Here is a 12,928-nt window from a genome sequence, read left to right as displayed (position 1 = left end):
TCTGGGGGGCGTTGGTTTTTGTTGTAAAATGGATTTTTCCGATTGATTGTGCGGCTTTTTCGATGAGTGGCCTGTGCGATGCTTCCAAATATCTCCACCAAGCAGTTGCAGGCGTTTCTGGCACTCGAGCAGCACCGGCATTTCACCCAGGCGGCCGAGCGTTGCCACCTGTCGCAATCGGCGTTCAGCGCGGTGATCCAGAAGCTCGAAGCGACCGTCGGCGCCAAGCTGGTCCAGCGCGACACGCGCAACGTCACCCTGACCACCGAAGGCGAACTGTTCGTGGAAGTGGCGCGCGCCTTGCTGGCCGACCTCGACGCGGCCTTCACCGACATGGGCGACTTCATTGCGCGGCGCAAGGGCAGGGTGGCGCTGGCCGTGCTGCCATCGCTGGCGGCCAATGGCATACCCGAGGTCATCGCGCACTACAAGGCCACCTATCCCGGCATCACGGTGCAGCTGTTCGATGCATTGTCGGACCAGTGCCTGCACCTGCTGCGCCAGGGCAGGGTCGATCTGGCGCTGACGGCGCCCGGTGCGAATCTGGCTGAATTTTCAACCCGCACCCTGTGCAGTGATCCGTTTTTCTTCGTCTGCCGGCGCGACCATCCACTCGCGCGCAAGCGCAAAATCCGGATGCCGGATCTGGTGGGCTGCGAACTGATTCACCTTGCGCCATCGACCAGCGTGCGCCAGCACGTCGACCAGCTGACGCGCGGTCTGGATGTGCGCCATTCCGGTCTTGAGGTCGAGCACCTGGCCACGGTGGCGGGTTTGATCGGGCAGGGACTCGGGGTGAGCCTGGTGCCGGAACTGACGCTGTTCCAGTTCCGCAGCCTGGACCTGATCGCCATTCCACTCGATGCGGCGGCCGTGGTGCGCCCGATCCTGATCGTCCAGCGCAAGGACCGGGCGTTATCGCATGCCGCCCAGGGCATGCTTGAATTGATCGAAGCGCGGCTGTCTGCCAATGGCAGGCAGCGTGGTGCGAAGCCGGTCGATGCGGGGTTGCGACTCTAGCCAACGCGCCGCGGCAAGCCAGGGCGGCTTGCCGCGGCAGACGCCATCAGGCGATGGCGACTTCGTGTTCCTTGATCAGCTTGGCACCGGCACGTGCCGGCGTTGGCGCACGCAGCACCAGCGAGCGGCTACCATCAGCGCGCGGCGCGTCGCCATGCCCCACATTGAACACGCTGACCAGTTGCGCCAGCGCTGTCGCCTGCTCCTGCAACGCCGCCGCCGCCGCTGCTGCCTCTTCGACCAGCGCCGCATTCTGCTGCGTGACGCCATCCATCTGCGTGATGGCTTCGTTGACTTGTTCGATGCCAGTGGTCTGCTCGGCACTGGCCGACGCGATGTCGGCCATGATGTCGGTCACACGCCCGATGCCCTGCACGATTTCCTGCATCGTCACGCCGGCTTCGTCGACCAGGTGCCCACCGGCCTCGACCTTCGTGACCGAGTCGCTGATCAGGCCGCGGATTTCTTTCGCTGCAGCGGCCGAGCGCTGCGCGAGGTTGCGCACTTCGCTCGCCACCACCGCAAAACCACGACCCTGTTCGCCAGCACGCGCCGCTTCGACGGCGGCATTCAGGGCCAGAATATTGGTCTGGAACGCGATGCCGTCGATGACGGCGATGATGTCGCCGATCTTCTTTGATGACGCGTTGATCGACGCCATCGTGGACACCACCTGCGACACCACCTCGCCGCCATGCGCGGCGATCTGGGAGGCGTTCCTGGCCAAGACATTGGCCTGGCGTGCATTGTCGGCGTTCTGGCGCACGGTGCTGGTGAGCTCTTCCATCGAGGACGCGGTTTCTTCCAGCGAGCTGGCTTGCTGTTCGGTACGGGAAGACAGGTCCATATTGCCGGATGCGATCTGGCGCGATGCGGTGACGATGTTTTCAGTACCGGCGCGCACTTCGGTGACGGTCTTGTGCAGGCTCCCGTTCATCGTCCGGAGTGCGTCCAGCAGGTCGCCGATTTCATCGCGTGAATCGACCCGGATATCGGCCGTCAGGTCGCCGGAAGCAACCCGGCGCGCCAGCCCCACGGCGCGAACGAGCGGAATGGTGATGCTTCGCGCCAGCAGCACACCCAGCACGATACTGACGATCAGTGCGACCAGGGCCAGTCCGATCAGGAAGCGTTGCGCTGACTGGTCAAGCAAATTGATGCGATCATTGGCTGCCTGGAACAGGCTCTGCTGGTAGGCAGCGACTTTCAGGACGCTGTCGAGATAGGCGCGCATCTCGGGCATCACTTTCTGTTCGAAATGCGCCTGAGACTGCGGATTGTCCTGACCCAGCTCATGCTTCAACTTGAAAGCGGTGTTGCGTGCCGCGAGATATGCGGCGCGGCGCGTTGCGACGGCGGTAATCAGTGTCTTGCCTTCGGCACTGTCCACGAGCGATTCCAGTTCTTCCTGCACCTTGCTCACATTGGTGCTGACCACCTTCATTTCCTGTTCATGGTACTTCTCGTCTTCAGCAGAAGGGCTCCTGAACCGGGCAATGGTGCTGACCCGGTTGACTGCAACACCCTGGCTCCAGTCCTTGGCCAGCATGTATTTGTGCGAGGCTTCCGCCATGTCGACTTTGGCATCCTTGATTCGAGATAGTTGCCAGACTGCGTTTCCTGCCATCGTGATCATGAGGCTCACGATGATGGCCAATGTAATACCCAGACGCGTTGAAATCTTGAGATCGTTGATTTTCATTTTTTTATTCCATTCCTGACGATAGGAGACACGATCCAGGTTGCGCTTGCGTATATTTTTGTAAATACGCTGCAACCGTGTCACAGGATAGGCTCAGTGCTTGTCGTAAAACAGGAATGAGGAAAAAATGGATAGAATTGTTGCTGTAAGTAAACGAAACAATGTGTGAGTATTACGCTTTCCGTCGCAATGCCCATGCTGGCGTTGTCGAAAAATACATAACTGGATCACCGCCAGGCACGGGATGCCACGCACAATCGCCGCAGCAAGCCAGGGCGGCTTGCTGCGGCAGACACCATCAGGCGATGGCGCCTTCGTGTTCCTTGATGAGCTTGGCCCCGGCACGTGCCGGCGCCGGCGCACGCAGCGCCAGTGAGCGGCTGGTGCCAACGCGCGGTGCGTCGCCGTGTCCCAGATTGAACACGCTGACCAGCTCGGCCAGCGATGTCGCCTGCTCCTGCAGCGCCGCCGCCGCGGCTGCCGCTTCCTCGACCAGCCCCGCATTCTGCTGCGTCACGCCGTCCATCTGCGTGATGGCTTCGTTGACCTGCTCGATGCCGGTCGTTTGTTCGGCGCTGGCCGACGCGATCTCGGCCATGATGTCGGTCACGCGCCCGATGCCCTGCACGATTTCCTGCATCGTCGTGCCTGCCTCACCGACCAGGCGGCCACCGGCATCGACCTTCGCGACCGAGTCGCTGATCAGGCCCCGGATTTCCTTCGCCGCAGCGGCCGAGCGCTGCGCAAGGTTGCGCACTTCGCTGGCCACGACCGCAAAGCCGCGACCCTGTTCACCGGCGCGCGCCGCTTCCACGGCGGCATTCAGGGCCAGGATATTGGTCTGGAAGGCGATGCCGTCGATGACGGCGATGATGTCGCCGATCTTCTTCGACGAGGCGTTGATCGACGCCATCGTGGACACCACCTGCGACACCACGTCACCGCCATGCAGCGCGATCTGCGAGGCGTTCTTGGCCAGCACATTGGCCTGACGCGCGTTGTCGGCATTCTGGCGCACGGTGCTGGTAATTTCTTCCATCGACGACGCCGTTTCCTCCAGCGAGCTGGCCTGCTGCTCGGTGCGCGAAGACAGGTCCATATTGCCCGACGCGATCTGGCGCGATGCGGTGACGATGGTTTCCGTACCAGCGCGCACTTCGGTCACGGTCTTGTGCAGGCTCGCGCTCATCGTCTTGAGGGCGTCCAGCAGGTCACCGACCTCATCACGGGACTCGGTGCGGATTTCGGTGGTCAGGTCGCCGGCGGCAACCTGACGCGCCAGGCTCACGGCACGTTTGAGTGGCGTGGTGATGCTGCGCGCCAGCATTATCCCGAGCACGATACTGACGACCAGCGCGACCGCAGCCAGTACGATCAGCGAGCGTCGTGCAGCCTGGTCGAGAACCTCGATATGATCATTGGCGCTCTTGAACAGCATCTGCTGGAAGGCCGCGACTTTATTGACGCTCTCGGTGTAGGCGAGCATCGCCGGCATCACTTTTTGTTCAAAGTATGTCTGGACCTGCGGATTGTCCGGGCCCAGTTCTCGCTTGAGCTTGTAAGCCGCATTGCGCGCGTCGATGTAGGCGGTGCGGCGGGTTGCCACGGTAGCGATCAATGCCTTGCCTTCGTCACTTTTGATCAGCGATTCCAGTTCGTCCTGTACCTTGCTGACGTTGGCGCTGACCGCCTTCATTTCCTTCTCGTGGTAGGTCTCGTCTTCGGGGGAGGTGCTCTTGAAGCGGGCAATGGTGCTGACCCGGTTGACCGCTACACCCTGGCGCCATTCCGTGGCCAGCATGAATTTTTCAGAGGCCTCGGACATCTCTGTTTTCGCATTTGAAATCTGGAAGAGTTGCCATAGTGCGATGCCCGCCATGAGAGCCATGAGGCCCACGATGATGGCGAGCGTCGCACCCAGACGGGTACCAATCTTGAGGTCCTTGATGTTCATTTCTATTCCATTCCTGACAATAGGGGAGACGATCGTGGGGCCTTCAAGTAATCGTACTTACAGGCAACCCTTGTTGCAGAATAATCTCGGATTGAGGGGAATTGTCAGCGGGAATGAAAAATTCGTTGAATGTGTTGCTGGGAGTAAACGAAATAATATGTGAACATTACCTTGGGGCAGGTAACACGCATAATAACGTTGTAAAGATGATTATTTCAGGCGCCACAACGGGCCAGGGCGGCCCGTTGTGGCAGACACCATCAGGCGATGGCGTCTTCTTCGTCCTCGATCCGCTCCACATCGGCGCGCGATGGCGCGGCGCGGCGTACAGCCAATGAACGCCCGGCCACTGCCGGCTGCGCAGCCTGGCGCACATCCCCCGGCCTGCCATTGCCGACATTGAACACGCTGACCAGCTGTGCCAGTGTCATCGCCTGCTCCTGCAGCGATGCGGCGGCAGCGGCGGCTTCCTCCACCAGCGCCGCATTCTGCTGCGTCACGCCATCCATCTGCGTGATCGCTTCGTTGACCTGCTCGATGCCGGTCGACTGTTCGGCGCTGGCCGACGTGATGTCCGCCATGATGTCCGTCACGCGCCCGATGCCCTGGACGATTTCCTGCATCGTCACACCGGCCTCATCGACCAGGCGGCCACTGGCCTCGACCTTCGTGACCGAGTCGCTGATCAGGCCGCGGATTTCCTTGGCCGCCGCGGCCGAGCGCTGCGCGAGGTTGCGCACTTCGCTCGCCACCACCGCAAAGCCGCGACCCTGCTCACCGGCGCGCGCTGCTTCGACCGCTGCATTCAGGGCCAGGATGTTCGTCTGGAACGCGATGCCGTCGATAACGGCGATGATGTCGCCGATCTTCTTCGATGACGCGTTGATCGACGCCATCGTGGCCACCACCTGCGACACGACTTCGCCGCCATGCGCCGCGATCTGCGAGGCATTCTTGGCCAGCACATTGGCCTGGCGTGCATTGTCGGCGTTCTGGCGCACGGTGCTGGTCAGTTCTTCCATCGACGATGCCGTTTCTTCGAGCGAGCTGGCTTGCTGCTCGGTGCGCGACGACAGGTCGAGATTGCCCGAGGCGATCTGCTGCGATGCCGTGACGATGGTCTCGGTGCCGGCGCGCACTTCGGTCACGGTCTTGAGCAGGTTGTCATTCATGGCCTTGAGCGCCAGCACCAGGTCGCCCACTTCGTCACGCGATTCGGCGCGGATATCCGCCGTCAGGTCACCCGAGGCCACCTGGCGCGCCAGGCCCACCGCGTGTGCCAGCGGTCGCGTGATGCTGCGGGTAAGCAACCAGCCGCAGGCCGCACCGATGGCCAGCGCCGCGATGCCCAGGCCGATCAGGATATGCGTTGCCGACACGACGATGGCGTCGATGCTGGTGTCCGCATCAGTGAACAACTGCTCCTGGTAGGCCGCGAGTTTTTCGATGGTGGCAACGTAGATGCGCATTTCTGGGATGACTTTGGTCTCGAAGAACGCCTTGACTTCGGCGCTGTCGGCGCCAAGCGCGCTCTTCATCTTGAAGCCTTCGTTGCGCATCGCCGAATACTTGGCGCGTTCGGTCGCGATTTCCGCCAGCAGCGCCTTGCCCTGGTCGCTCTGGACGAGGGATTCGAGCTCTTTCTGCAGCTTGCCGGCCCTGTCGCTGATGACTTTCATCTGCGCGTCGTGGTACTTCTCGTCAGCCGGATCGATGCTCTTGTATTTGGCAACGGTGCTGACACTGTTGGTGACGGTGCCCTGGCTCCATTCCTTGGCCAGCTTGGCGCGGTAGGACGTTTGCGCCATGGTCTGCTTGGCGTCGGCGATCCGTTCGAGCTGCCAGAAGGCGACGCCCAGCATCAGGACCATCAGGGCGAGCACGGCGGCAAAAGCGCCGCCGAGGCGGACGCCTATTTTGAGATCGTTGATTTTCATAGTATCCGTTCAGGTAGCAAGTGAGGCCCCGACAACCTGGTGAAGCCGGGGCGTGCATCGTGCCGGGAACGCAAGTGCACAGTGGCAAGCGTAAACGCAGGCAAGCTGATTGGACATCAAAAAATCCGGCAATATCGATAATTGTTGCTTGTGCGAAACAATATGATACTTGGTTGTTATTATCCGATAACGATTGCATATTGGAGTTGTCGACGAGCCAATGCTGATGGATCGACCGGCCATAACGCGGGGCTATGGCAGGGCGATCTGTTCACTGCGCCGCCTTGGCTGCCGCGTCCAGTACACGCAGCAGATTGCCGCTCCACAGCTTGCCGAGATCTTCGTCCGACATGCCGCCCACCTTGAGCCGCGCCGTGATGCGCGGTAGCAGCGACACATCGGCCAGCCCCGGGAAACCGCCGCCCCCGTCGAAGTCCGCGCCCATGCACACGTGATCGATGCCGGCGACGTCGATCAGGTGCCGCAGCGAGGCCATGTATTGGTCGAAGCTCGTACTCCACATCGGCGTGGCCGCTTCGAGCGCGAGCCACTCCTTGCCCAGCGCCGCCTGCTGCGCCGGGGTCATGCCGCCGATGTGATCGATCTGGTCGAACAGTTCGCCCCGTCGTGGACTCATGCGCATCGTGCCCAGGTAGATGGTCGACGCGCAGACCGCGCCGCCGGCCGCAGCGATGCGGCGGATGCGCGCATCGTCCAGGTTGCGCGGATGGTCGAAGCTCGTGCGCGAACTGGTGTGCGACAGCAGCAGCGGGGCGCGCGACAGGTCCAGCAACTGATCGACGACGGCATCGGACGCATGGCTCGCGTCGATCACCATCCCGAGCCGGTTCATCTCGGCCACCCAGTCGCGCCCCAGCGGGCTCAGACCATTCCAGCGCGGCTTGTCAGTCGACGAATCGGCAAACTGGTTGTTCAGGCTATGCACCACGCCGACCAGGCGCACGTCCTGGCGCTGGAATTGCGCCAGCGCAGTCACGCTCTCGCCGAGGGGATAGCTGTTCTCGATGCTCTTGAATGCCACCAGCTTGCCGGTCGCGTCGAGGCGGCGTGCTTCGTGCGCGCTCGTGGCCACGCCGATGCGGTCCGCATGGCGCGCGAGCGTGGTGTCGATCAGCGCCGAACGTGCCAGCGCGTGACGGCGCGCGGCGGCAAAGCCGTCCGCCGTCAGCGGCCCCTGTTCGGTATAGATCACGAAGAAACCGCCATCGAGGCTGCCGTCGGCCATGCGGGGCAGGTCGAGTTGCGCGATCTCGGTGGCCGGATCGTGACGCGCGCCAAAATCCCAGCCGGCGCGGCCGAAATGCACGGGCGTGTCGAGGTGCGCGTCGAGTGTCAGCAGCTTGCGGTGTGTCGGATCGATTGGACCCGGCGTCGGCACTGGCGTGGCGCAGCCGGCCAGCAGTGCGCAGGCCAGTGCCATGGTGGACGTCATGGTGCGGTTCATTCGGGCGCCTTGATCGGGGTGAAATTCAGGTCCGCGTAATCCCAGCTGAAATCGGCAATGGGCGAGACGGGCTTGAGGCTGATGCGTTCGACCTTGCCGTCCTGGTCGAATGCAAAGCTCAGGTACGCAGGCTCAATGGTCTCGTCGTCGAAGCGCGCGATCCAGGTATCGTATTGCCAGTGCACGAGCGGGCCCGCCATGCGCGGCGTCGAGCCGAAGTCGACCCGCAAACCATTCTTCGCTGCCGCGATGGTGATCTTGCCATACCACGGGTCGGCATACGTTCCCGCCAACGCCGCTGGCGCCACCAGTGGCGTTGAACGCACCGGTTTGGCAGCGCTGCTTTTGAACAGCGCGACGCCTTCCGCGATCTTCTTTGCCTTGTAGGCTTCGAACGCGGCCGGCCAGTCGGCCTTTGGCTTGGCCAGGTAGTGGTCGGCCAGCTCGTACATCAGGCCCCGCACCAGCTCCCCGTCTTCGCTGTTGATCGCAATCGCAAAGCCCACCTTCTGCTCGGGCAGCATCACCACGGCCGTACCGAAGCCCAGCACCGCGCCGCCATGCCATACCATGCGCGCGCCGCGGTAGTCCACCAGGTCCCAGCCCAGGCCATAGTTGGCGAAGGTCGACTCGATGAGTTTCAGTTCCGGCGGCATCTCGTCGAGCGGCACGGTCATCGACGGCGCCCACATCTGCGCGTGCGTGGCCTTGCTGAAGACGCGCTTGCCATCTGGCGCGACGCCGCCGGCCAGCTGCGTGTGCAGCCACGCCGCCAGGTCGTTGGCGCTGCTGGCCACGCCGCCGGCGGGCGCCGCGTTGCGGCCCAGGTCATCGCGTTCGTCCAGGCGCACCTGGGTGCCGGCGCCACGCAGCCCGCCGTCCATCCGCGCGTGCGGGAAGGCGCGGTTGGCGGTGGCGAAGTTGTCGACGTTGTCGGTGGTGGACAGTCGCATGCCGCTCGGGCGCAGCACGTGCTCGCGCGCATAGGCCTCCCACGGCTGGCCGCTCACTTGCTCGATCAGCTGGCCCGCCACGACATACATCAGGTTTGAATACGCGTAGGTGCTGCGAAAGCTGGTGGCCGGCTTCAGGTAGCGCACGCGGCGCACGGTCTCGGCGCGCGACAGGTTCGTGCGCGGCACGAACAGGAGGTCGCCCGCGCCGTAGCCCAGGCCGGCGCGGTGTGTCAGCAGGTCGCGGATCGTGAGTTCGCGCGTGACCCACGGGTCGTACATCTGGAAGGCGGGCAGGTGGTCGGTTACCTTGTCATCCCATGTGAGCTTGCCGGCATCGACCAGCGTGGCCAGTGCGGCCGTCGTCATCGCCTTGGTGGTCGAGCCGATCGGGAACAGCGTGTCGCCGTCGACGGGCGCCGGCGCGCCCAGCTGACGCACGCCGAAGCCGCGCGCCAGCGTCGTCTTGCCGTCTTCGACGATGGCAATGGCCAGGCCCGGCGTGCCCACGCGCTGGCGCAGCGTCTCGACGCGGGCCTCGAAGCCGGCCGGCGGCGCGGCCAGCGCAGGAGTGCAGGCAAGCGCCAACAGGATGGAAGGAACAAGGCGAGGGCAGTTCATGGCATCTCCAGGCAAGCATCGAGCAGGCGCTCGAAATCGGCGCCGCCGCGCATCGGGTCGGCAACAGGGTACGGCAAACGGCGGGCATGTGCCTCGATGGCGGCCTGCGCGGCGATGGCGTCCATGCCGCCGGTATTGAGCGCGATGCCGATGCAGCGGATCGCCGGATTGGTCACGCGGCCGAGCACGATCGTCTGTTCGATGACGGTCTCGATCGACGGCAATGGCGAACCCGGATACCCAAGCTGGTGGCTGCGCGCCGGGTCGTGGCAGACCACGAACATGTCGGGCTGGCTGCCATGCAGCAGGCCGAGCGAGACACCGGCAAATGCGGGATGAAACAGCGAGCCCTGGCCCTCGATCACGTCGATGTGTCCGGGCGCCGCAGCTGGACTGAGGATCTCGGCCGCGCCGGCCACGAAATCCGACACCACCGCGTCGATCGGCATCCCGCTGCCGGCGATCATGATGCCGGTCTGGCCGGTGGCGCGAAAGGTCACGTCCAGGCTGCGTGCGGCGAGGCCGCGACTGAGCGCGAGCGCCGTGTATTTCTTGCCCAGTGCGCAGTCGGTGCCGACCGTGAGGATGCGCCGGCCCGCGCGTGGCCGCCCGCTGGCGATGGGGATGTCGGCGGGCGGCGTGCGCACGTCGATCAGGCGCCGGCCGTGGCGCGCTGCGGCGTCCTTCAGCACGGCGAACTGGTCGAGGCGTACGTGCATGCCCGAGACGATGTCCAGGCCTGCCGCCAGCGCCTCGGCCAGCGCCGGCACCCAGCTTGCGGGGATCGTGCCGCCCGGCGCTGCCACGCCGATGACCATGGCGGTTGCTCCTTTCGCCGCGGCCTGTCTGGCGGTCAGCGCGGGCAGGCCGGTGGTCACCGTGGCACCTGGCAGGCGCAGTTCGCCCACGCAGCGCTCACCGGCCCAGTCGCGCAGCCCGAAGGCAGTCTTGGCGAAACCGGATTCGGTCACGTCGCCGAGAAACAGCAGGCAGCGGCCAACGGCGCGTGCGTCGTTCGGTGCGGGCGCCATCAATACTCCCTGGTCAGCGTGAAGCCGAGCGTGCGCGGCGCGATCACGCCGGTGCCGAGTGCGCCATTCGGATAGACGAAGCCGCCGTTGGCCAGCAACGATGCGGTGGACGTCCTGCCGTCGATGTTGCCCAGGTTCTTGCCGTACAGTTCAACCGTCCAAGTGCCCAGTTCGACGCCGGCATGGGCATCGAACACGTTATAAGACGGGATCTCGCGCTGGCGGCCATTGGCCGTGCGGTAGTCGAAGTCGAACGATGCGAACTGCCCCGCGATGCGGCGCACCGAGACGCCGGCGTAGGCGGGCGTGGTGTCGCGGATCGTCCAGCGATAGTCGGCCAGCAGCGCGGCCGTGTACTTCGGCGAGAAGGGCAGGCGGTCGCCCTTGAAACCGCCCACCAGTGGATCGGTCGCACCATCGAGGCGCGCCTTGTTCCAGGCGCCGTTGGCCGACAGGCGCAGGCCGCGCATCGGGCGGAAGCCCGCGCTGATCTCGACGCCGTCAGCGGTGGCGCCGGCCCCATTGGTGTTCACGCCAAACCCGTTGACCACCGCCAGCAGCTGGATGTCCTTCCATTTGATGTGGAAGGCCGACAGGTCGAGGGACCACATGCCGTCCACCGTCTGGGTCTTGATGCCGGCCTCGTAGCTCATCACGCTGTCCGAATCATAGGTGGCGGGCGTGCCGGGTCCGGGATTGGGCGGCAGCACGTTCGGCCCGCCGGGCCGGAAGCCCTTGGCCGCGCGCGCATACACGGCGCTGCGTTCGCTGAACTTGCGCTTGAGCGCCACGGCATAGGTAAACACGCCTTCGGACGAATCGGCGCGGTTGTCGGCCGGGCCGCCGGCCAGGGCGCCGTCGCCGATCTGGCGGGCGTCCTGCTTGTTGTGGCTATAGCGCCCGCCGACATCGAGGTCGTAGACGGGCGTGAGGTGAATGGTCGTGTTGGCAAACGCCGCCACCTCGCGGTAGTTCGAGCGCAGGCGGATGTCGGCCAGCAGCGGCAGGCCGGTTGCCGGTGTCATCGAGCCTGGCACGACAGCGTGGTAGCGCTGCGCAATCGCGCCTTTTTCATCGGTGTAGTACAGACCGGCCAGCCAGTCGAACGTCTTGCCGGCGTTGGAACTCAGGCGCAGCTCCTGCGTGAATTTTTTCAGTTCGGTTTCCTGGCCCAGATAGAGCTCATTGGGTACGCCGAACACACCTTCGACCAGCTCGCTCAGGTTGAAGCTGACGTCTTCGCGCGCGAACTGCTTTTGCGTGCTGTAGCTGGTCGACGAGGTCAGGCTGGCTGCGCCCAGGTTCCAGTTGGCGGTGCCATTGAAGACGCGGTAGTGGATGTCGCGCATGTGCGGTATGAACTGCGATTGCGTCGGGCGGCCATACAGCGTCTCGAGCGTGTCCGCGTCGCTCTCCACGGTGCCGGGTGCATCGGTGGCGATGTTCTGCGCCACGGCGCTCAGGCGCAGGTCGAATGTGGTACTCGGCTTGTACAGCAGCGACGCGCGGCCCCCGTAGTTGCGGGCGCCATTGATGTTGCGTTCGATGTCCGAGCCGGCGGTGCCGATCGAATCGATGAAGCCCGGCTCCTTCTGGTACGAGCCGGACATGCGCAGCGCCACCGTGTCGCTGAGCGGCGTATTGACCACCAGGTTCGAGCGGTACGACACCTTGCCGCCGTCGACGGTCGCCGCGCCCAGCCGCGCGCGCAGTGCAAAGCCATTCAGGTCTGGTGCATTGGTCACGAACTTGACCAGGCCACCGAGCGAGCTGGCGCCGTACAGCGCGCCCTGCGGGCCGCGCAAGACCTCGATGCGGGCCAGGTCGAACGTGTCGAAGTCGCCCGCCAGGATCGCGCCATTGGCCAGGCCACTGCTCGAACCGAACGGCGTTTCGTCGAGATAGACCGCGACGGTGGACGCCACGCCGCCCGTGTCCAGCCCGCGCAGCACCAGCCGGCCTTCGCCGGGCGTGCTTTGCACCAGCTGCAGGCTGGGCACGAGTTTCAGGTAATCGGCAAAGCCGGTGGCCTGGTGCTTGTCGAGCGTGTCGCCGCCCACCACCGACATCGACTGCGGCACGTCGACCATCGTCTGTGCGCGTTTTTGCGCCGTCACGACGACTTGCTGGACGTCGTCCTGCGGCGCGGCCTGGTCTGCGGCGAAGGCGTCCGATAAGGCACTCGATATGGCCAGCGCCATGGAAGTCACTGCGATGCGGCCTGCTACTGTTGCCATGAATTTCT

8 protein-coding genes are annotated in these 12,928 nt (G+C 64.3%); 1 reads left to right on the top strand and 7 read right to left on the bottom strand.

What is annotated here, in order from left to right:
• Positions 1-78 precede the first annotated feature (78 nt).
• The gene (locus AC56LW_RS03425; RefSeq protein ID WP_499631648.1) at positions 79-1,020 is read left to right on the top strand and encodes a LysR family transcriptional regulator; all 942 of its coding nucleotides are present in this window, start codon (positions 79-81) and stop codon (positions 1,018-1,020) included.
• A gap of 46 nt (positions 1,021-1,066) precedes the next feature.
• Here the strand turns inward: AC56LW_RS03425 and AC56LW_RS03420 are convergent, their stop codons facing one another.
• The 7 genes from AC56LW_RS03420 to AC56LW_RS03390 all read right to left on the bottom strand — a co-directional run bounded on the left by AC56LW_RS03420 (position 1,067) and on the right by AC56LW_RS03390 (position 12,920).
• Positions 1,067-2,722, bottom strand: a complete 1,656-nt coding sequence (locus tag AC56LW_RS03420; RefSeq protein WP_499631645.1) for a methyl-accepting chemotaxis protein — start codon at positions 2,720-2,722, stop codon at positions 1,067-1,069.
• Between the two features lie 298 nt (positions 2,723-3,020).
• Positions 3,021-4,676, bottom strand: coding sequence for a methyl-accepting chemotaxis protein (locus AC56LW_RS03415; protein ID WP_499631642.1), 1,656 nt, complete (start codon positions 4,674-4,676; stop codon positions 3,021-3,023).
• A 260-nt stretch (positions 4,677-4,936) separates the two neighbouring features.
• The gene (locus AC56LW_RS03410; protein WP_499631639.1) at positions 4,937-6,613 is read right to left on the bottom strand and encodes a methyl-accepting chemotaxis protein; all 1,677 of its coding nucleotides are present in this window, start codon (positions 6,611-6,613) and stop codon (positions 4,937-4,939) included.
• 271 nt (positions 6,614-6,884) lie between these two features.
• The gene (locus tag AC56LW_RS03405) at positions 6,885-8,078 is read right to left on the bottom strand and encodes a dipeptidase (RefSeq protein ID WP_499631636.1); all 1,194 of its coding nucleotides are present in this window, start codon (positions 8,076-8,078) and stop codon (positions 6,885-6,887) included.
• Entirely contained in the window at positions 8,075-9,652 is a 1,578-nt protein-coding gene (locus AC56LW_RS03400) for a serine hydrolase (protein ID WP_499631633.1), read from the bottom strand. The genes AC56LW_RS03405 and AC56LW_RS03400 overlap by 4 nt, the downstream gene beginning before the upstream one ends.
• Positions 9,649-10,683, bottom strand: a complete 1,035-nt coding sequence (locus AC56LW_RS03395; protein WP_499631630.1) for an N-acetyltransferase DgcN family protein — start codon at positions 10,681-10,683, stop codon at positions 9,649-9,651. The genes AC56LW_RS03400 and AC56LW_RS03395 overlap by 4 nt, the downstream gene beginning before the upstream one ends.
• On the bottom strand, positions 10,683-12,920 hold the full coding sequence (locus AC56LW_RS03390) for a TonB-dependent receptor (RefSeq protein ID WP_499631627.1): 2,238 nt from the start codon (positions 12,918-12,920) through the stop codon (positions 10,683-10,685). Before AC56LW_RS03390 ends, AC56LW_RS03395 begins: the two co-directional genes overlap by 1 nt.
• Positions 12,921-12,928: the final 8 nt, after the last annotated feature.

The sequence above is a fragment of the Telluria sp. LT2P80 genome (assembly GCF_059685955.1).
The sequence above is the reverse complement of the archived record's forward strand: the minus strand, read 5'-3'. Positions and strand labels throughout refer to the sequence as shown.

Bases quoted from the DNA above. Each gene is read 5' to 3' on its own strand.
- AC56LW_RS03425 (WP_499631648.1), top strand. From the start codon at position 79: ATGCTTCCAAATATCTCCACCAAGCAGTTGCAGGCGTTTCTGGCACTC.
- AC56LW_RS03420 (WP_499631645.1), bottom strand. From the start codon at position 2,722: ATGAAAATCAACGATCTCAAGATTTCAACGCGTCTGGGTATTACATTG.
- AC56LW_RS03415 (WP_499631642.1), bottom strand. From the start codon at position 4,676: ATGAACATCAAGGACCTCAAGATTGGTACCCGTCTGGGTGCGACGCTC.
- AC56LW_RS03410 (WP_499631639.1), bottom strand. From the start codon at position 6,613: ATGAAAATCAACGATCTCAAAATAGGCGTCCGCCTCGGCGGCGCTTTT.
- AC56LW_RS03405 (WP_499631636.1), bottom strand. From the start codon at position 8,078: ATGAACCGCACCATGACGTCCACCATGGCACTGGCCTGCGCACTGCTG.
- AC56LW_RS03400 (WP_499631633.1), bottom strand. From the start codon at position 9,652: ATGAACTGCCCTCGCCTTGTTCCTTCCATCCTGTTGGCGCTTGCCTGC.
- AC56LW_RS03395 (WP_499631630.1), bottom strand. From the start codon at position 10,683: ATGGCGCCCGCACCGAACGACGCACGCGCCGTTGGCCGCTGCCTGCTG.
- AC56LW_RS03390 (WP_499631627.1), bottom strand. From the start codon at position 12,920: ATGGCAACAGTAGCAGGCCGCATCGCAGTGACTTCCATGGCGCTGGCC.